Source organism: Nocardioides sp. CER19, from assembly GCF_029846275.1.
In the GTDB taxonomy this organism is placed as follows: Bacteria; Actinomycetota; Actinomycetes; order Propionibacteriales; family Nocardioidaceae; genus Nocardioides.
On sequence record NZ_JARVWS010000003.1, the window covers coordinates 753942 to 773972 of the forward strand.

Below are 20031 nucleotides of genomic sequence, written 5' to 3' on the forward strand. Positions count from 1 at the left end.
CCCGCGCGCCGATCTCTGCCAAGATGCCTCGCATGGGCGTGACCATCGGCGTCACCTTCCGGCCGCAGCTGCCACCGGAGGATCTTCGCGGTGTCGTGGAGGCCGCCGAGGCGGCCGGGACGCACGAGCTGTGGCTGTGGGAGGACTGCTTCCTCGAAGGAGGCTTGACCACCACGGTGGCGGCGCTGGCGTGGTCGACCCGGCTGCGGGTCGGCATCGGCGTGCTCCCGGTGCCGATGCGCAACCCCGCGGTGACCGCGATGGAGGCGGCGACGGTCGCCCGGCTCTTCCCGGGACGCTTCGTGCTCGGGCTCGGGCACGGCGTCCAGGACTGGATGCGCCAGATCGGAGCGGGCGTCGAGTCCCCCATGACGCTGCTGCGCGAGCACGTCACCGCCGTCCGCGACCTGCTCGCCGGCCGGAACGTCGACGTCGCCGGCCGCTACGTCCGGCTGGACGGGGTCGCGCTCGACTGGCCGCCCACCGAGCCCCCGGAGCTGGTCGTCGCCGGCCGAGGCCCGAAGACCGTCGCGCTCGCGGGCGAGCTGGCCGATGGCCTCGTCCTCGAGGGCAGCGGCACCCTGGACGACGTACGCCGGGCGCGGGAGCTCGTCGACGCGGCGCGGTCCGCCGCCGGGCTGCCCGGGCAGTGCCGCATCGTCGCCTACACCCCGGTGGAGACGCGTGACCCCGACCTCGCCCGAACGGTCGCCGACCAGGTCGCGGCGCTGACCGACGCCGGCGCGGACACGGTCGTGCTCGAGGCGCCCGAGGACGCACCGGACCCTCGACCACTCATCGAGCTCGTGCCCGGCCTGCTATGACCGATCCAGCGCCTGGCTGTCCGCAACGCGCGATCGCCCGCCGCTCCCGAGGAGCGACGGGCGATCGAGACGCTCGGTCAGGCGCCGGCGGTGCCGGTGGGGGCCGGAGCGGTCGCGGCCTGGCACTTGTTCAGCGCTGCCGTGGCGTGGGCGACACGGCGGACCTGGGCCTTCTTGGCCTTGGCGATCTTGACCTTCTTGGCCTTCGCGGCGGCCAGCGCCTTCTTGGCCTGGGCCCGAGCCGAGCCCGTGGTGGCGGCGACCGCCTTGCGGTCCTTCTTCACCTTCGCGCTCTGGGCCGCGAACTTCGCCGTGAGCCACTCGAGCTCGGCCTCGGCCTTGTCGAGGTGCGCCTGCTGGGCGGAGCAGGGGACGTGCGTGGCCGCGTGCGGTGCCGCGGCGGCGGACGCCACCGTGACGCCACCGGTGCTCAGTGCGACCGCGGCGACGAGGGCAGCAGCGCCCTTGCGCAGGTTGTTCATGGAGTAACTCCTTCGAATCGGACCGTGTGATCGGTTCACGCGCTTCATGTCGCCGACCACGCCCGTCGTTACATGCGTCCCCCAAGGCGCCCGCTGGCGGTACGCCGGGGTCGGCGCCGGCACGAGGTGAGCATAGGTCCAGTGCTCAGCGGGAACGGGAGCAAGTGACCCGATGACCGGCGTGCACGGGGCCCTTCGGGCCCGGCTGGTCAGGGCCACACTGGGAGGGAGAACCACGATGCAGCTCAACAGCAGCCTCAACGTCCAGAACCGCCTGCACGGCCTCGCCGACCGCGAGAGGTGGGCCGCCCGCGGCACGTCGTTCGTCGCCAAGCTGAAGGCGACCAAGCTGGTGTGGTTCCCGCCCGGTCCCGGAAAGGTCGCCGGAGCCGCGGCCTCGACCGCCGAGAAGGCCACCACGACGGCCACCCGGAAGTCGGCGGGCGCGGCCACGAAGTCGGCGGGCGCGGCCAAGAAGTCGACCGCGAGGGCCCCGAAGAAGTCGGCGGCGGCCGTCAAGAAGACCACCGGCGTCGCCAAGAAGACGGCGAGGAGCACGAAGAGCGCTGGTCGGTCGGCCCGCACCACGAAGGCCTGACGTCCGGGTCGTCGTCACCTGACCCGCGTCGTCGGCTGTTCCGCCGCGAGCAGGTGGCGCTCCTCGGCGCGCCACCACTCGTCCCGGCGCAGCACCTCGAGAACGTCCGCCCGCACACCCCCGAGCGTCAGCCCGATGCCCGACGCGGCCAGCTGGGTGCTGAGCTCGCGAAGTGCGTCGAGGAAGGGAACCGTGACCCTGGTGACGGCGGTGGCGTCGCACCACACCGACGCCGGCGGAGGTGCGGCCGCCCGGACGAGGTCGAGGACCGTGTCCTGGGTCGCGCGTGCGTTCCCGGTGTAGAGCGCCCCGGTGAGCCGTAGCGGCAAGACACCGCCGTGGACCTGGAGCACGGCATGTTCGCCCGGCGGTACGTCGGTCCAGCCCTGCCCGTCGGCGCGGCGGTAGAGCGGCCGTACGTGCGGCTGGTTCACCGCCCGCAGCACGAGCACCAGGGTCAGGGCGATGCCGGCGGCCACGCCCAGGAGCATGCCGCCGGTCAGGCCGAGCAGGGCGACCACGACGGCCACCCACAGCTCGGCCCGGTCGATGCGGGCGTAGCGACGGAGCTCGCGCGGGTCGAGGAGACCGAGGATCGCGACCAGCACCATCGCGGCGAGCACGGCGCGCGGCAGGTCGCTGAGCACGGGCGCCAGCAGCAGGGCGACCAGGACGGCCAGCGCGACCGTGACCAGCTGAGCGACCTGGGTGTGCGCGCCCGAGCGCAGGTTGACGGCCGACTGGGAAAAGCCGCCGGCCGGCGGCATCGTCTGGGACAGGCCGCCGGCGACGGATGCGATCCCGGTGGCGAGCAGCTCCTGGTCGGTGTCGATCGGCGGCTCGTCCGAGCGTCGGTTGGTGCGCGCGACCAGCACCGTCTCGAGGAACGACATGACCGCGATCGCCAGCGCCCCCGCCAGCAGGTCGGGGATGTCGTCGGCGACCGGGGCGACCAGGTGCGGCAGGCCGGTCGGCACGTGGTCGACGAGCGCGAGGCCGTGGTGCTCCGCCGACGTGGTCGCGACCAGGAGGATGCCCCCGGCCACGACCAGCAGCGGCGCGGGGACCTGAGGAAGGAACCGGCGCAGCGTCAGGAGGACGACGAGGCAGCTCGCCGAGACGAGGACGGTGAGGGGGTCCGCATCGTCGAGGTGGCGCAGGGCGTCGCCGACCTTGGCGAAGAAGCCGCTCGCGTCGGCGTCCGCGGTGACGCCCAGCAGCGCGGGCAGCTGGCTGGCCGCGACGGTGAGGCCCACGCCCAGACGCACGCCGGTGAGCGTGGCCGGTGAGATGTTCTCCACGAGCGCTCCGAGGCGGAACAGCCGCATGGCGATCAGGAAGAGCCCGACAAGGAACGTGAGCGTGTAGACCGCGCGCAGCACCGACGCGGTGTCGACCCGCTCGTGGGCGGGCAGCCCCGCGACGGTCGCCGCGACCAGCACCGCGATCGTGGAGGTGGTGGACACGCTCAGCGCGCGGCTGCCGCCGAGCAGCGCGTAGACGATCATCGGCAGCATGCACGTGTAGAGGCCGATCTCCACCGGGAGGCCGGCGATCGTGGCGTAGGCCATCGCCTGCGGGATCACGACCGTGCCGGCGGCCAGGCCGGCCAGCACGTCGCCGCGCCACCACTCACGTCGGTAGCCGACCATCGTCGGCGGTCTCATCGACCGGAGCCTCCCGGGCGCGTTCGCGGCCCGCCGTGCCAGCTGCCCGCTCCCCCTCTGCCCCACCGGTCCAGCCAAGAAGCACCGGCGGCGTTCAGGCTCACCCATCGCGGGTGAGGCGACCCGTCGATCGGCTGGTCAGCCTCGTCGGACAGCGACCATGCCGGCTAGGTGGAGGAATGTGATGGCTCGAGAGTTCCAGGGCAAGATCGAGCTCGACGTCCGCGACTCGCAAGGCGACTGGGAGGCGTTCCTCCCGTCGAGGGCCCCCTCGGGGGCGCCGAACGTGCTCGTCGTGCTCTACGACGACACGGGCCAGGCCGCCTGGTCGCCGTACGGCGGCCGGATCCAGATGCCGACGATGGAGCGGCTGGCGGCGAACGGCCTCACCTACACGCAGTGGCACACCACGGCGCTGTGCTCGCCGACCCGGTCGACCCTGCTCACCGGGCGCAACCACCACCTCAACGGCTTCGCGTCGATCTCGGAGTCCTCGACCGGGTTCCCCGGCTACTCCTCGCACATCCCGCCGTCCAACGCGACGATGGCGGAGGTGCTGCGCGAGGCCGGGTGGGCCACGTTCTGGGTCGGGAAGAACCACAACGTGCCGATCGACGAGTGGACGATGGGCGCCTCGAAGAAACGGTGGCCGCTCGGGATGGGCTACGACCAGTTCTACGGGTTCATCGGCGGTGAGACGAACAACTGGTATCCCTCGCTCGCCGAGGGCAACCGCTACATCGACCAGCCGTACTCGCCCGAGGAGGGCTACCACCTCTCGAAGGACCTGGCCGACCAGGCGCTCCGGATGATCCGCGACAGCAAGCAGACGGAGCCCGACAAGCCCTGGTACCTGTGGTTCTGCCCCGGCGCCAACCATGCGCCGCACCACGCGCCGCAGGAGTACATCGACAAGTACAAGGGCGTCTTCGACGACGGGTACGAGGCCTATCGCGAGTGGGTGCTGGCCCGGATGATCGAGCGCGGGATCGTGCCGGAGGGCACCGAGCTGCCCCCGCTCAACCCGATGACGGAGGGCACCTACTCCCAGTCGGACCACGTGCGGCCGTGGGCGGAGCTGAACGAGAAGGAGCGGGCGATGTTCTGCCGGATGGCGGAGGTCTACGCCGGCTTCTCGGAGTACACCGACGCACAGGTCGGCCGGATCGTCGACTACCTCGAGGAGTCCGGGCAGCTCGACAACACGATCATCTTCTACTGCGCCGACAACGGCGCCTCCGGCGAGGGCAGCCCCAACGGATCTGTCAACGAGGGCAAGATCTTCGGCGGCTACCCCGACGACCTCGAGCAGAACCTCGCGATGGTCGACAAGCTGGGCAGCCCGGACACCTACAACCACTACCCGACCGGCTGGGCGACGGCGTTCTCGACGCCGTACCGGATGTTCAAGCGCTACGTCTACCAGGGCGGGGTCTGCGACCCGCTCGTCGTGCACTGGCCGGCCGGCATCCAGGCCCGCGGTGAGGTGCGACACCAGTACCACCACAGCACCGACATCGTGCCGACCATCTACGAGGCCTGTGGCATCGAGTTCCCCGAGGTGTTCGAGGGTGTCGAGCAGACTCCCCTCTCCGGCGTCTCGATGCGCTACTCGTTCGACGCCTCCGACGCGGCCGACGCCCCGACCGAGAAGAAGACGCAGTACTACGAGATGTTCGGGAACCGCGGAATCTGGCACGAAGGCTGGAAGGCGGTGACCGAGCACGGGCCGGTGAGCGGGATGGGCGACTTCCCGAGCGACCGGTGGCAGCTCTTCCACACCGCCGTCGACCGGTCCGAGGCCCATGACCTCGCCGAGCAGGAGCCGGAGCGGCTGGAGGAGCTGAAGGCGCTCTGGATGGAGGAGGCGAAGGCCAACAACGTCCTCCCGCTCAACGACCTGCAGGTGATCGGCAACCCGAAGGACTTCGAGACCTTCGTGAAGATGGAGTTCCACATCCCGGTGCCGCCCAGCGGGCAGTACACCTACTACCCGGGCACCTCCGAGATCCCCGAGCGGTCGGCGGCCAACGTGCACGGCGTGTCCTACAAGGTGCTCGCCGAGGTCGACCTCACCCCGCAGTCGCAGGGCATCATCTTCGCCCACGGCTCCCGGTTCGGCGGGCATGCCCTGTTCATCAAGGACGGCACGCTGACCTACGCCTACAACTTCCTCGGCATCCCTCCGGAGGACCGGATCAGCGCGCCGGCGCCGACCAGCGGCAAGCACATCCTGGGTGTGGAGTTCACCAAGGAGAGCATGGGGCAGTTCCGCGAGGGGGTGGGGCCGCTGAAGCTGTGGATCGACGACCACATGGTCGCCGAGCAGCAGATCCGCACCGTGCTCGGCCACTTCTCCCTGTGCGGCGAGGGGCTGTGCATCGGCTACGACAGCGGGGACGCGGTCTCCAGCATGTACGCCGGCTCGCGGTTCGAGTTCACGGGCGGTGAGATCGTCAAGGTCGTCTTCGACGTCGCCGACGACGCCTACGTCGACGTCGAGGCCCACCTCGCCGCGGCGATGGCCCGCGACTGACCGATCCCCGGGAGGGACCATGAGCGCCATGCCGCATCGGGCTCCGGAGCGCGCCCCGGACGCCGACGAGCTCATCTGGGTGCCCGGCGGGCACACGTCGATGGGCAGCGTGCGGTTCTACCCCGAGGAACGGCCCGTCGTCGAGGTCGTGGTCGGCGACGTGTGGTGGCAGCAGCACCCGGTGACGAACGCCCAGTTCGCGGCGTTCGTCGCCACCACCGGCCACGTGACGGTCGCCGAGTCCGCGCTGGATCCCGACGACTTCCCGGGCGCCGACCCGGAGCTGCTGGTTCCGGGCTCCCAGGTGTTCACCCAGCCGCACGGACCGGTCTCCCTGCACGACTGGACGGTGTGGTGGCGGTGGCAGCCCGGGGCCTCGTGGCGCGCGCCGCAGGGTCCCGGCTCCGACTGGCGGGACGTGCCCGACCACCCGGTCGTCCACGTCGGCTGGGAGGACGCCGCCGCCTACGCAGCCTGGGCCGGCCTCGACCTGCCGACCGAGGCCGAGTTCGAGCACGCCGCCCGCGGCGCCGGAGAGCCGGAGGACTACGCCTGGGGCACGCAGCTCCACCCGGACGGGCAGATCCTGGCCAACACGTGGCAGGGCCCGTTCCCCTGGCGCAGCGACGACCCGCACGGTCACCACCGGACGAGCCCGGTGGCGTCGTACCCCGCGAACGGCTACGGCCTGTTCGACATGATCGGGAACGTGTGGGAATGGACGCGGACCCGGTGGACCCCGTCGCACGCCGGCCCGAGCGAGGACCTGAGCACCGGCCCGGTGACCACCTGTTGTGGCGCCTCGCTGCGGCCGGCCCTCGGCGAGACGGACCGGATGGTCACCAAGGGTGGCTCCCACCTCTGCTCGCCGCACTACTGCCAGCGCTACCGCCCCGCCGCCCGGCAGGGGCACGGGGCGAAGGACAGCACGTCCCACGTCGGCTTCCGCTGCGTCTCGCGCACCCTGGCGTGAGCGACCGCCCACCGGCGTCGGCGGGAGTCGCGGATCAGGGGTCGGGAATGGTGACGACCTCGACGACGGCGAACCCGAGGGTGTCGAGCAGGTTGAGCACGCCCTGGAGCTCCTCCTGGTCGACGAGGTCACCGGTGAGCGTCGTGGAGACCGGGTGGCGACGCGGGACGAGGTGAGGGAAGGCGCTGAGGAGCTCGTCGCACAGCTCGGCCTCGACGCGGATGAACAGCTTGCTCATGACAGCCCGCCGATGCCCTTGCCGATGCTGGTCACGCCGATGGTCAGCAGGAGCACGGTCATCACCGCCGCGTTGTGGTCGGTGAGCCAGTCGCGCAGCTCGTCCAGGACGTCGCGCATCCGCTTCTCGGCCAGCGTGTAGCCGAGGACCGGGGCTGCGACGGAGGCCGCGGCGATGGCGACGAAGGCGGCACCGGCGATGACGGCCTCCCCGGCGGGCAGGGCGCTCGAGCCGATGGCGACTCCCCCGCCGGCACACAGGACGAGGTTCTTCGGGTTGAGCCCGGAGAGCAGGGCTCCGAGGCCGCCGGCCTTCCAGGGCGTGATGCGGTCGAGCGCCGACATCCACGCCGGCAGCTTGGTCGGCTCCCCGGCCTTCGGTCGCGACGCCCACTGCTTCGCGGCGAGCAGGACCAGCACCACCCCGAGGCCGACGCGTATCCACGCGGACACTGCCGACGGGCCGCCCTCACCGTCGTCGACCGGTCCGACGAGGACCGAGACCACGGCGAGGACGGCCACGATGCCGACCACCCACCCCGCCAGGAACGACCAGGCCGCGACCTTCGCGCGCGGCGCGAGCAGCATGAGGATGACGGCGATGATCGGCACGGGTGAGATGGCGACCCCGAGCGCGAGCGGGAGCAGCTCCCCGATCACCTCATCCATCCATCTCACGTCCCTCGGTCGACGTACGCGGCTCGCTCGTGACGGAGCCGTGATGCTCCGCCGGGTGAGACGGCTCAGGCAGCGTCGCTGAAGACCGCGCGCAGCGCGGCCTCCTGCTCGTCGCTGAGGTTCGTGAAGATCAGCTCGCCGCTCTCGCCCTCGCCGAACGCCGTCTTCACCTTGTCCACGACGGTGTCCGAGCTCATCAGGAACAGGGCGGAGGTACCGGGGGTGACCCGGTCACGGACCTGGTTGATGAAGTTGTCGTCGATGCCCACATCGGCGAGCGAGCCGGCGAGGGCTCCTGTCGCCGCGCCGATCGCCGCGCCCAGCAGCGGGACGAAGAAGATCAGGCCGAACAGCAGTCCCCAGAACGTCCCTCCGAGAGCGCCGGCGCCGGTGGGCGAGGCGAGCTGGCGGGTCTTGGGCTTCTTCCTCCCCTGCTCCCAGGAGACCGTGGCCGCGTCGATCACGTTGATGAGGTCCTGCTTGGCGAGATCGAGAAGCTTCCGTTCGGCGTTGTCGGCGCCGCCGGGCGAGTCGAACTTCCACACGGTGAGCGTGGGCATGAGCTGCTCCTTCGGGTCGGTCGGTGGGAGCGGTCCGCGGGTCGAACCCGCCGTCACCCTCCCCTGCCACCGGCATGCCCGGGTCACCCGGAAACGGTGAACGGCGAGGCGTGGAGCGCCGGGCGCCCGGCCCGCGGATGGTCGGTGGCCGTTTGCTGAGGGCTGCGTTACCGTTCCCTGCATCGGGAGGGAACCCGGTGTAGGGAAGCGACGGACAGACGACGACGCGCACTACCGGAGGGACACGCAACAGCCACATCACATTCTCCGCTGAGCGAGCGACGAAGTGGGCGTCGTTCGAGGCGGTGACCGCTCGCGAGGGGGAGGGTCCTTGCACACGACGGCGCCGGGTCCAGGCAACAGCCAGAGCTCAGACGAGAAACCGGGAGGTGGCTCGGCAGGCGGCCGTGCTCTCGGCCGTGCTCTCGGACGTGTTGGTGGGCGGCCCCCGAACCTACCGCGGACGTTCGTGGCTCGGCGTCGTCTCCAGGCCCAGCTCGATGCGTCCGCGGGCGCATCCGTGACGATGCTCGTCGCCCCGGCCGGCAGCGGGAAGACCGTCGGCGTCGGGGGGTGGGCGAACGCGGCCGCGCAGGCCGGTGAGGGCGGTCCGGTCTGGGTCCAGGCCGACGCGACGTGGGACGCCGACCGCCTCGAGTCGCAGCTCGTCCTCGCGGAGGACCCCGCCGAGGAGCGGCCACGGCTGGTGATCGTCGACGACGCCCACCAGCTGCCCGCAGAGTCGATCGGTCTCATCGACGAGCGCCTGACCGGCGCACCGACCTCGATCCGCTTGCTCCTGCTGAGCAGGTGGGACCTTCCGCTGGCCAAGACGGTTCCCGAGCTCCTCGGTCACCTGACGGTGCTGCGCGGCGACGTGCTCCGCCTCGACGACGACGAGGTGGCCGCCCTGGTCGCCGTCCACGCGCGTACGACGGCTCCGGAGGTCGTCGACGCGATCGCCGAGCGCGCCCACGGCTGGTGCGCGGCGGTCGTCCTGACCGCACGCGCGGTGGGGGCCGCGGCCGACCCGCTGGCGGCGGCACGGCACTACGCCCGCGACCCCGGCGGCGTCGCCGGCCAGGTGGCCAGCGAGGTGTTCGCGTCGCTCCAGCCGCGTGAGCGGCACCTGCTGCTCTGCGTGGCCGCCGAGGAGACCGTGACCGCCGCGACCGCCACCGCGCTCACGCACGACACGGGAGCCGGCGAGACCCTCTCCCAGCTGGCCGTGACCGGCCTGCTCGTCACCCGCCTCGACGGGGCCTCCGTCGAGGGACCTCTCGCCGACGAGCCCGAGGCCCGGTTCCGCGTCCACCCGCTGCTGCTGGAGGTGGTCCGGCGGCGCCTGGCGCGCGGCGGCGTGGACGTCGAGCGCGCGCGCAGCACGGTCCGCCGTGCGGTGATGCTCGACCTGACGCGTGGCGAGGTCGGCGACGGTTTCCGGCGGCTCGTCACGGCCGGCGAGCTCGAGGCGGCCGCTGAGCTCCTGGGCGCCAACGGGATCGCGATGATCAACCGCGGCGAGGTGGCACCGATCGCCGGCTTCGTGCGCGACCACCTCGACGTGGTGGAGGCGCACCCGGAGACGTGGGCGGTCGTCCTGACGGAGCGCTGGGTGGCCGGCGACACCGATACCGCCCGCCACTGGAGCGACCGGATCCACGCCTCAGGCACCGTCGCCGTCGCTCGGGCGGCCGACGAGCCGTTGATGACGGCCCTGGCGGTCCTCACCCGAGCCCGGCTCGGTCTGGCCGACCTCACCGACGCGGTCGCGGCAGCCCAGTCCCTCGCCGACGCCGAGCAGCACGCCGCGACGCACGCGACCGACCGCGCGATGCTCCCCCAGCTCCTGACCGAGCTCGGGATCGTGCAGACCTGGGTCGGTGACCTGGCCGCCGGGGAGCGCAACCTCAGTGCCGCGCTCGAGCTGACCCGGACGCGCAACCTCCCGGCACTGGCCATCGCCGCGACATCACACCTCGCGCTGACCGAGTTCCTGCTGGGGCGCGAGCACACGTGCGTCGAGGTCGCGACCGAGGCGCTCCGCCTGGTCGACGAGTCGAGCTCCTGGAGGCCCACCTTCGCAGCCGCGCGCGCCAAGCTGGCGCTGACGCTCGGGAGCATGACCGACCCGCCCTGGACCGGCGTGCCGGCACATCGACCCAGCCGGCCGACACCTGCACACCCGGCCGACCTGCTCACGAGGTTCCTCAGCAAGATCTGCGACGCCAGGGTCACGGCTGCCGCCGGATCGGTCACCGACGCCCAGACGATCCTCGAGGCCCCGCTCGACTTCCCTCTCGCCCAACCGCTGCCCGCCCACCTGGCGCTGACGCTCGAGCTGGAGCGTGGGTTCCTGGCCTTCCTGGCCGGCGACGCCGCGGGCGTGCGCACCGTCGAGCAGCGGCTGGTGGGGCTGGGGTTGACGGCCGAGGGCGCACTCCTCGCCGCCCTGCGCGCGGACCTGCACGGCGACGCCCGGGCTGCCGCCGACCTGTTCGTGCTGGCCGCGGACCGGACGACCTGCCGGCAGCCGCCCGTGCGGTCGTTGGCGCTGGCCAGCTATGCCCAGCTGCTGGCCGCCGAGGGCCACCACTCCGCGGCGCTCCGGCACCTCCACGAAGCCGTCGTCGCCACGAGCGTGCGACGCAACGCGACCCCGTTCCTCGGCTGGGTCAGGCACGGCGCCCGCTCCGGTGCGCTGATGACCGCTCTCGCCGAGCAGATGCACGCCCCGGCCGGCACATGGCTGGCCCGCCTCGGGGAGACGTTCCGGGACCGTCCGGACGTGGCTGCCTCCTACGCGCACACCGTCTCGACGAAGGCCGAGCTCGAGTCTGGCGGAGTATCGATGCCAGCGGTGGGCGTGACGCTCAGCGGGCGTGAGCGGGACGTGCTGCTGCACCTGGCGCGCGGGGCGACGTACGCCGACATCGCGGCCAACCTCGTCGTCTCGGAGAACACCGTGAAGAGCCACGTCTCCAGCCTCTACGCCAAGCTCGGTGTGTCGCGACGCCGGGAGGCGCTCCTGCTCGCCCGGGAGCTCCACCTCATCTGACCGGTGGTGTCACCCAGAGCGGGTGAGGCCGCGGACCGAGCAGGTGACGACCATGGCCGGGTGTCACGCGCCGCCGAGGGTCCGGTGACCGACTGGGTCCGTCGCACCGGTCGGCGTGCCGGCATCGCGTTGCACCGCCGCTTCTCGGCCGACGGCGTCACGATCGAGCAGATCGCTCCCCCGCCCGCCATCCCCGAGCAGCTGCTCGCGCTGTTGCGCAACCTCGGCGTCGCCATGTGCGAGGCAGGCGACGCCGCCGACCGGGTCACCGTCATCCTCGACGACGTCGCCCACGCCTACGCCGCGACGGGTGTGCGCTTCTTCGTCCTGCCGACCGGTGTCTTCGTCAGCATCGCCGACGGCCCGCGGAGCAGGGTCGACTTCGCGCCGAGCAGCAACCGGACGCTGCGGCTCGACCAGATCGACGAGCTCTACCGCATCGTCGACGACATCCGGCACCACCAGCTCGACGTGGAGGGGGCGGCGACCCGACTCCGCGCGATGCACGCCTCGCGGCCCCGCTTCGGACCCGTCCTGACGGTCGTCGCCACCGCGGTGCTCACCGCGGGACTGGGGCTCATGCTCAACCCGACGGCAGTCGCCCTGCCGGCGTACGTCGTGCTCGGTCTCCTGGTCGGATCCCTGCGCTGGTTCGCCGGCCGCCACCCGGCGCTCGAGCCTGTGCTACCGGTCGTCACCGCAGGCGTCGTCACCTGGGTGTGCTTCCAGTTCTCGGGCCTCGTGGACTCCCGGCCGCTCGACATCGTCATCCCGGCGCTGGTGACGTTCCTGCCCGGCGCGGCCCTGACGATGGCGACCATCGAGCTGTCGGGCGGCTCGATGATCTCCGGCGCCTCGCGCCTCGTCTACGGACTCGAACGGCTCCTGTTCCTCTCGTTCGGCATCGCCACCGGGGTCGCCCTCGCCGGGCTGCCCGGCAGCGACGAGACGGTCGGCCACCCGCTGGGCGCCTGGGCGCCGTGGGTCGGGGTGCTGGTCTTCGCCGTCGGCCAGTACGTCGCGTCGCCGGCCCCGCGCCGGTCCCTCCTCTGGCTCCTGGTCGTGCTCTACGTCGCCTATGCCACCCAGACGATCGCCGGCACCGCGCTCGGTTCGCTCGGCGGCAGCCTGGTCGCCGCCGCCGTCGTGCTTCCCGCGGCGTACGCCGTCCAGGCACGGCCCAGCGGGCCGCCGGTGATGGTGACGTTCCTGCCCGCGTTCTGGCTCCTCGTCCCCGGAGCCCTCGGTCTGCAGGGCGTGACCGAGCTCGTCGGCGCCGACTCCGCCGCGGGGCTGGGCGACTTCATCAACGCCTTGATGTCCGTGGCTGCCATCGCCGTCGGCGTCCAGCTCGGCGCCGGCTGGTCCGAGCGGGTCGGGCGGACGACCGGTGTCTGGCGCGGGATCTGAGTGCCCGCACGTCCCGCCGACGGAGGCTCAGCGCGGACGGGACGGCCCCGCTCGGCCCGCGTGGGCACCGACGGACACGAGCGGTGGGGGCTCCTCCGCCTCCTCCCGCACGAGCCGGGCGGCGATCTGCCCGATGACGGCGTCGACCGCCGCGACCTCCTCGCCCGTCAGGAGCCGTGCCCGGCTGCTCTCGGCCTCGGTGGCCTCCCCTCGGAGGTGGGCGAGGATCCACGCGCGGAAGGTGTCGGTGAGCCGGTCGATGACCTGCTCACCGGTCGCAGTGGGCCGGAGGTCGTCGGCGGGACCGTCGACGTAGCCGCGCTCGCGCAGCTCCTCGAACGCGGGCGCCAGGAGGATGGTGGGCACCCGCCGGCTGCGCGCGATGGCGGGGACCGACGCCGCACGACCAGCCTGGCAGTGGCCGTGGACCTGGGCGAGCGCCCAGACCCGGCCCTCGTCGATGCCGAGATCGGCCTGGTCGAGCATCTCGAGGAGCCCGTCGCGGCCCTGGCGGTAGAGCAGGTTGGCGACCCGCTGGGCGATCCGCTCCTCCGCCGGTCGCGCGTCCGGAGCCCCGAAGCCCTCGCCGAGGTCCGCCGCCGCCGGCTGGAGGTCGTCGCTGAGGCGGCCGTTGGGAAGCAGTAGCGCGATGACGAACGCGACCAGGGCGACCGGCGAGGCCCACAGGAAGACGCGGTCGAGCGCCCAGGCGTAGGCGTCGACGACGGGCGCGATGACGTCCGCGCCGAGCGCGTGCAGCGACTCGGGGGTCGCGAGGTCGTCGGGTGTGACGCCGGGAGCAGCCGCGAGTGCCGACGGCAGGCGGTGGTCGAGGAAGTTGGCATAGAGGGTGCCGAAGATCGCGGCGCCGAACGCGCTGCCGATGGTCCGCATGAAGGTGACCGCGGACGTGGCGACGCCGAGGCGCCGGTAGGGCACCGAGTTCTGCACGATGATGGTGAGGACCTGCATGCTCAGGCCGATGCCGAGCCCCAGGACGACCATGTAGACAGCCGACCTCCAGACCTCCGTCGAGGCATCCATCCGCGAGAGCAGGTAGAGCCCGAGAGCCATCACGAGACCACCGGCCACGGGGAAGGCCTTGTAACGGCCGGTGTGGCTGACGTAGAGGCCGACGGAGATCGAGGTGGCCAGCATGCCCGCGACGAGCGGCAGCATCCGCACTCCGGACGCGGTGGCGCTCACCCCCTCGACGTACTGCAGGAACGTGGGCAGGAACGTCATCGCGCCGAGCATGGTGAACCCGACGACGAAGCTGAGCGCGCAGCAGACGGCGAAGGCCCGCTCCTTGAACATGTCGATCGGGAGGATCGGCACGTCCGTGCGCAGCTCGATGAGGATGAACAGGCCGAGCAGCGCCGCTCCGACCACGAACAGGCCGATGATGACCGGCGACGACCAGGCGTAGGTGGTGCCGCCCCAGTTCGTGGCGAGGATGAGCGCCGACGCGCCGAGGCCGACCGCCGCCATGCCCCACCAGTCGATCCGTACGTCGCTCCGGCCGGCGCCGCGCGGGATCGTCCGTGCGGCCAGGACGATGACGAGGAGGGCGAGGGGGACGTTGACGTAGAACGCCCAACGCCAGGAGAGGTTGTCCGTGAAGTAGCCGCCGATGAGGGGACCGAGCACGGTGGTCACCCCGAAGACGGCGCCGAGCGAGCCCTGGTAGCGGCCGCGGTCGCGCAGCGGGATGACGTCGGCGATCAGCGCGGTGGCCGTGACGGTGAGGCCGCCACCGCCGATCCCCTGGATGGCGCGAGAGCCGATGAGCCATCCCATTCCTGGCGACAGCCCGCACAGCGCCGACCCGATGATGAACACGACGACGCTGGTCTGGAAGACGCGCTTGCGACCGAACTGGTCGCCGAGCTTGCCGACCACGGCCGCCGAGACGGTCTGGGTGAGCAGGTAGGCCGTGACCACCCACGACACGTGGTTCCCGCCGCCGAGGTCACCGACGATGGTGGGCAGGGCAGTCGAGACGATGGTCGAGTCCATCGCCGAGAGCAGCATCCCGAGCGCGACCGTGCCGAACGCGACCAGGCGGGCCCGGCCGTAGAGGAGGTGATCGGGCGGCGCGGTGGCGGCAGGTGCGCTGCCTGCCACCACAGTCATCTGAAGACCTCCCGAGCTCGGCGTGCGTGGGCGTCGGCCCACCGGTGGGGTTGCTCCGCACTCTCGGCAGTCCGGCAGCGCGGCCACACCCCCGTTTCGGGCCATGGCCCCCGCCCCGCGTCCAGGCTCGCCCGGTTCGGGTGACCAGCTCGGCACGCCGCGCTCGTTCACTGGTCACGCTGGTCAGAGGGCCGAACAGGCAGGCAGCGAGGCTCGTTGCCCCTGGCGAGGAGGACGTGGTGACGCGCACACCGGACGCGCCGGCCGGCGTCTCTTGGCGCTGGTCGTACGCCTTGCGCGGCCTGGTCACCGCGGCCCCGGCGGCCGCGGCGGCGTTCTCGGACGTGCAGCTGGCCGCCGGTCTCGCCGTCGGGCTCCTCCCGGTCTGCCCCCTGCCGCTGCCGCCCAGCCGGACCGGGCGGCTCAGGCTCGGCGTCTACGGCGTGCTGGCGGCGGTCTCGATCTTCCTCGGCGGCGTTCTCGCGCAGTGGCCGGTCGCGGCGGTGGCCGGCATGGTCCTGGCCGGCGGCGCCCTGGGGTACGCCGTCGACCGGCTGGCACGGCCGGCGACGATGCTCGGCGTCCTGCTGTGCCTGCCGCTGCTCGCCGTCGGGTTCAGCTATCCCGGCACCGACACCGTCAGCGGGCTCGCGGCCGACATCCTCCTCGGATCGGCATGGTCGCTCCTGGTCGCCGTCGCATGGCCGACCGCCTCTACCGGCCCGGCCGCCGCCGGCCACGCGGGTGCCGCGCTGCCGCCGCCCGGTGTCATGGTCAGGTACGGGTGGACCGCCGGATCCGCCGGCGCGGTCTGCGCCGCCATCGGGTTCGCCGCGGACCTCGAGCACGTCGGCTGGGCCCCGGCGGCTGCGCTGCTGGTGATGCGGCCCAACCCGCCGGTCCAGGAGATGCGCTCGTTCGACCGCCTCGCCGACGTGGCGATCGGGGCCGCCGCGGCCGGCCTCCTCGTGATCGTCGGGCCCCCGACCTGGGTCTACGCCGCCGCCATCGCCCTGGTCGGCGTCGCCGCGACCGCGACGGCCGGAAGCCGGTGGTACGTGTTGCCGACGTTCACGACGTTCCTGGTGTTCGTCCTGTTGCTCGCCCGAGATCCCGCCGACGCCCAGGAGAGGTTCTGGGAGCGGGTGCTGGAGACCGCCCTGGGGATCGCGGTGGCCGCCGTGGCGACCTTCGTCGTGCTGCCGGCGTTGACGCGACGCGCCGCCGCACGCTCCTCGTCGAGCCCGGCGGCCGACTCCGACGCGGGGCGGCGCGCATGAGGATGGGGTCTGGCCTGAGGACAGGGTGGGGGCGACCTACCAAGCAGGACGCCGTCGCCGGCTTCGTGACCGGCCTGTTCTCCATCCCCGAAGGCATGGCCTACGCCTCGATCGGCGGGTTCAACCCGTTGCTGGGCCTCTACTCCGGGATGGTCCCGACCACCGTCGGGTCGCTGTTCTCCAGGACCGTGCTGATGACGACGACCCTGACCAGCGCGATCGCGCTGACCTCGCACAGCGTCCTGTCCCAGGCCGGCCTGCGGCCCGACGACCCGGGCAACATCGCGATGCTGACGGTCCTGGTCGGCGTACTCATGCTGCTGTTCGGACTGCTGCGGATGGGCTCGTTGATGAGCTTCGTCTCCAACGCCGTCATGACCGGGTTCACCACCGGCATCGCGATCCAGATCCTCGCGGGCGTCATCGAGGACGCCACCGACTACCACACCAGCTATCACAACACGATCGCGAAGCTCGGTGACGCCCTCGTGCACATCGGCGACTGGGACGCGGCGTCGACGCTCGTCGCCGCCGGCACCGTCGCCTGCTGGTTCGCCGTCCAGGCCGTCCGACGGCTCGAGCCGTTCGCGATCCTGATCGCCCTGGTCGTCGCGAGCGCGGTCGTCGCCGTCCTCGGGTCCGCGACGGGCCTCGACGTGCGCGAGGTCGGCGACATCGGCGCGATCCCGCGGTCGCTCCCCCACCCGGTCATGCCCGACCTGTCGACCGCTCCGGAGCTGCTGACGGGAGCCGTCGCGGTCGCCCTGGTCGCGCTCGCCCAGGCCGCCGGCATCGGGGCCGCCGTGCCGAACCCCGACGGGTCCCGGACCAACGTGTCGGCCGACTTCGCCGCCCAGGGCGTCGCCAACATCGCCGGCGGGCTCTTCCGCGCGCTCCCCACGGGCGGGTCGATGTCGCGGACGGGGGTCGCCACCAGCGCCGGCGCCCGGACCCGCTGGGCGGGCGTGTACGCCGGCATCGTGCTGGCCGTCCTCGTGCTGGTCGCGGGACCGGTCGCCGAGCACATCCCGATGCCGGTCATCGGCGGCCTGATCGTCGTCATCGCGGGCGAGCTGATCGTGGGGCGCATCGGTGACATCCAGCTCGTCTCCCGGACCGGCCGGCTGCCCGCGCTGGCGATGCTCGCCACGTTCGTGGCCACCACCCAGCTGCCGCTGCAGGACGCCATCCTGCTCGGCGCCGGGCTGTCGTTGCTGCTGTTCTGCATCAACGCCCAGCGGCAGGCGCGGCTGCGGGCGCTCGAGTGGGACGACAGCGGTCGATGGCGCACCACCGACGTACCACCGCGCATCGAGTCCGGCACCGTCACCGTCCTCCACTACGAGGGCGTGAGCATGTTCGCCGAGATCGAGCGCCTCGACGAGTCCTGGCCGCGTCTGGGACAGGCCAGGCACGCGGTCGTCATCTTCCACGTCCGCACGCTGCCGGACGTGCCGTCCTCGACGATGGTGAAGTCGCTGGAGCGCCGGGCACGGCAGCTCGCGGACCACGACTGCCGGCTCATGGTCGTCGGCCTCGACCCGGTGCTGCTCCAGGTGTTCACGCGCACGGGTCTCGTCGCGCTGCTCGGCGAGGAGAACGTGGTCACCCGGACGCCGGTGTTCTTCGAGGCGCTGGACCGCGCCTACGCCGAGGCGACCGCGTGGGTGGAGAGCGGCCGACGACTGGCCGACGGGACCGACGACGGCGGCGAGTACGTGCGATGAGGCGCCCGGCGCGCGTGGTCGGCCAGGCCAGGTCGACGTGGCGGCGCCTCCGGCCGCGCCCGTCCGACCTGCGCGCGGACGCCGTCGCCGGCCTCCCCGGAGCGATCAGCACCGTGCCCGACGGGATGGCCTCGGCCGTCCTGGTCGGCGTGAACCCCGCCTACGGCCTCTACGCCGCGTTCGCCGGTCCGATCGGCGGGGGTCTCACCACGTCGACCCGGCTCATGGTCGTCAGCACCACGACGGCGGCCGCCCTGGCGGCCGGGTCGGCACTCGAGGACCTCCACGCCGACCAACGCGACTCGGCCCTCGTCCTGCTCACGATGATGACGGGCGTCCTGATGATCGCGGCCGGCCTGCTGCGCCTGGGCCGCTACGTCCGGTTCGTGTCCCGGTCGGTCATGCTCGGCTTCCTCACCGGTGTCGCCGTCAACATCACCCTCGGGCAGCTGCCCGACCTGCTCGGAGCACCGTCCGAGGGCTCCTCGAACGTCGGGAAGGCGTGGCACGTGCTGACGCACCCGAGCGGGATAGGGGCCCCGTCGGCCGCGGCCGGGCTGGGCGCCCTCGCCATCATGGTCGGCCTCTCCCGCACCCGGTTCGACCTGCTCGGCTCGCTCGCCGCGGTCGCCGTCCCGACCGTCGTCGCCGTCGTCGCCGGCGCCGACTCGGTCGCCAGCGTCTCCGACGAGGGCGCCATCCCCCGCGGCGTGCCACCGCTGGCCTGGCCGCACCTCTCCGACTTCTCGTTCGGGCTTCTCGGCGGCGCGCTCGCCGTGGCGGCCATCGTGCTCGTCCAGGGCGCCGGGGTCGCCCAGGTGGCACCCAACCCGGACGGCGGCCCGTCGCGCGCCAACGTGGACTTCATCGGCCAGGGCGTCGCCAACGTCGCCTCGGGCGTCTTCCACGGGATCCCGGTCGGCGGCTCGGTCAGCTCCACGGCGCTGAACCAGGCCGCCGGTGCCCGGTCCCGCTGGGCGTCGGTGTTCGTCGGCGCCTGGATGCTGCTCATCCTCGTCGCGTTCGCCGGCATCGTCGGCCACGTGGTCATGCCGACCCTCGCCGCGGTGCTCATGTACGCCGGCGTCATGTCGCTGCGCCCGCACGACCTCGTGGAGGTCCTGCGCACCGGGTCCACGTCCCAGGTGGCGCTCGTCGGCACGTTCCTGGCGACGCTCGCCCTCCCCGTCGCCGCCGCTGTCGGCGTCGGGGTCCTGGTCTCGCTGCTGCTGCAGCTCAACAGGGACGCGCTCGACCTCCGCGTCGTCAGGCTCGAGCCCTACGACGGCGACCTCGTCGAGACCGAGGTCCCCGCCGTCCTGCCCGATGACGAACCGGTGGTCCTCGACGTCTACGGCAGCCTGCTCTACGCCGGCGCGCGCACGCTCGAGGCTCGTCTGCCCGACGCGTCCGGCGCCGAGCGACCGGTCGTCGTGCTGCGCCTGCGCGGCCGCACGTCCCTCGGCGCGACGTTCTTCGGAGTGGTCGCTGCCTACGCCGCCGACCTCCACGACCGTGGCGGACGCCTCTACCTCAGCGGCGTCGACCAGGACGTCGTCGCCCGCTTCCAGCGCACCCAGGCCGTCGACGTACGCGGCATGGTGCAGGTCTTCCGCGCGACGCCGGTCCTCGGCGAGTCCACGGTGGCCGCCGTCGCCGACGCCACCGACTGGCTCGTGGAAGCACGACAGCCGACGTCCTGACCCCGGCGAGACGTCACTCCCGCGAGAGCGCGGCCGCCGCCTCGGTCGGGTCCAGGTAGCTCTCCCCACTCACGTCGATCCGACGCCGAGGACGGTGCCGCCCGTGAACCGGGACGGAGGGCCGGCCGCCGGACCGAGCATGTGACGCAGCGCACCCGTGCG

General features: G+C 72.5%; 15 protein-coding genes. 9 read left to right on the forward strand and 6 right to left on the reverse strand.

Features of this window, described 5'->3' with window-relative positions; translation table 11 throughout:
- The first annotated feature begins 32 nt into the window (after positions 1 to 32).
- Positions 33 to 824 (forward strand): LLM class flavin-dependent oxidoreductase, encoded by a 792-nt coding sequence (locus tag QDS12_RS19075; RefSeq protein WP_279882045.1) that lies wholly within the window; start codon positions 33 to 35, stop codon positions 822 to 824.
- 77 nt (positions 825 to 901) lie between these two features.
- On the opposite strand, the gene QDS12_RS19080 is transcribed toward QDS12_RS19075, so the two are convergent.
- A complete protein-coding gene (locus tag QDS12_RS19080) occupies positions 902 to 1306 on the reverse strand; it encodes a hypothetical protein (protein WP_279882046.1) in 405 nt (134 codons plus the stop codon).
- Between the two features lie 238 nt (positions 1307 to 1544).
- On the opposite strand from QDS12_RS19080, the gene QDS12_RS19085 reads away from it, so the two are divergent.
- On the forward strand, positions 1545 to 1904 hold the full coding sequence (locus QDS12_RS19085) for a hypothetical protein (RefSeq protein WP_279882047.1): 360 nt from the start codon (positions 1545 to 1547) through the stop codon (positions 1902 to 1904).
- 14 nt (positions 1905 to 1918) lie between these two features.
- On the opposite strand, the gene QDS12_RS19090 is transcribed toward QDS12_RS19085, so the two are convergent.
- Entirely contained in the window at positions 1919 to 3571 is a 1653-nt protein-coding gene (locus QDS12_RS19090; RefSeq protein ID WP_279882049.1) for a SulP family inorganic anion transporter, read from the reverse strand.
- A gap of 184 nt (positions 3572 to 3755) precedes the next feature.
- Here QDS12_RS19090 and QDS12_RS19095 point away from each other — a divergent pair, with 184 nt between their 5' ends.
- Positions 3756 to 6107, forward strand: a complete 2352-nt coding sequence (locus tag QDS12_RS19095; RefSeq protein ID WP_279882052.1) for an arylsulfatase — start codon at positions 3756 to 3758, stop codon at positions 6105 to 6107.
- Positions 6108 to 6135: 28 nt separating this feature from the next.
- Positions 6136 to 7080: an SUMF1/EgtB/PvdO family nonheme iron enzyme gene (locus QDS12_RS19100; RefSeq protein WP_279882054.1), complete on the forward strand. Its 945-nt coding sequence runs from the start codon at positions 6136 to 6138 to the stop codon at positions 7078 to 7080.
- Positions 7081 to 7114: 34 nt separating this feature from the next.
- On the opposite strand, the gene QDS12_RS19105 is transcribed toward QDS12_RS19100, so the two are convergent.
- The 3 genes from QDS12_RS19105 to QDS12_RS19115 all read right to left on the reverse strand — a co-directional run bounded on the left by QDS12_RS19105 (position 7115) and on the right by QDS12_RS19115 (position 8555).
- Positions 7115 to 7318 (reverse strand): hypothetical protein, encoded by a 204-nt coding sequence (locus QDS12_RS19105; protein ID WP_279882058.1) that lies wholly within the window; start codon positions 7316 to 7318, stop codon positions 7115 to 7117.
- On the reverse strand, positions 7315 to 7986 hold the full coding sequence (locus tag QDS12_RS19110; RefSeq protein ID WP_279882060.1) for a GAP family protein: 672 nt from the start codon (positions 7984 to 7986) through the stop codon (positions 7315 to 7317). Before QDS12_RS19110 ends, QDS12_RS19105 begins: the two co-directional genes overlap by 4 nt.
- A 74-nt stretch (positions 7987 to 8060) precedes the next feature.
- Positions 8061 to 8555, reverse strand: a complete 495-nt coding sequence (locus QDS12_RS19115; RefSeq protein ID WP_279882062.1) for a DUF1269 domain-containing protein — start codon at positions 8553 to 8555, stop codon at positions 8061 to 8063.
- A 469-nt stretch (positions 8556 to 9024) separates the two neighbouring features.
- On the opposite strand from QDS12_RS19115, the gene QDS12_RS19120 reads away from it, so the two are divergent.
- Positions 9025 to 11613: a LuxR C-terminal-related transcriptional regulator gene (locus QDS12_RS19120; RefSeq protein ID WP_279882064.1), complete on the forward strand. Its 2589-nt coding sequence runs from the start codon at positions 9025 to 9027 to the stop codon at positions 11611 to 11613.
- Between the two features lie 60 nt (positions 11614 to 11673).
- On the forward strand, positions 11674 to 13023 hold the full coding sequence (locus QDS12_RS19125) for a threonine/serine exporter family protein (RefSeq protein ID WP_279882066.1): 1350 nt from the start codon (positions 11674 to 11676) through the stop codon (positions 13021 to 13023).
- Between the two features lie 27 nt (positions 13024 to 13050).
- Here the strand turns inward: QDS12_RS19125 and QDS12_RS19130 are convergent, their stop codons facing one another.
- Entirely contained in the window at positions 13051 to 15159 is a 2109-nt protein-coding gene (locus QDS12_RS19130) for an MDR family MFS transporter (protein WP_279882068.1), read from the reverse strand.
- A 239-nt stretch (positions 15160 to 15398) separates the two neighbouring features.
- Here QDS12_RS19130 and QDS12_RS19135 point away from each other — a divergent pair, with 239 nt between their 5' ends.
- Genes QDS12_RS19135 through QDS12_RS19145 form a run of 3 tightly spaced genes read left to right on the forward strand, consistent with a single transcriptional unit; the run spans position 15399 to position 19869 of the window.
- On the forward strand, positions 15399 to 16439 hold the full coding sequence (locus QDS12_RS19135; RefSeq protein ID WP_279882069.1) for an FUSC family protein: 1041 nt from the start codon (positions 15399 to 15401) through the stop codon (positions 16437 to 16439).
- Complete coding sequence (locus QDS12_RS19140) at positions 16436 to 18166, forward strand: SulP family inorganic anion transporter (protein ID WP_279882071.1); 1731 nt, start codon at positions 16436 to 16438, stop codon at positions 18164 to 18166. The genes QDS12_RS19135 and QDS12_RS19140 overlap by 4 nt, the downstream gene beginning before the upstream one ends.
- Positions 18163 to 19869 (forward strand): SulP family inorganic anion transporter, encoded by a 1707-nt coding sequence (locus QDS12_RS19145; RefSeq protein WP_279882073.1) that lies wholly within the window; start codon positions 18163 to 18165, stop codon positions 19867 to 19869. The genes QDS12_RS19140 and QDS12_RS19145 overlap by 4 nt, the downstream gene beginning before the upstream one ends.
- Positions 19870 to 20031: the final 162 nt, after the last annotated feature.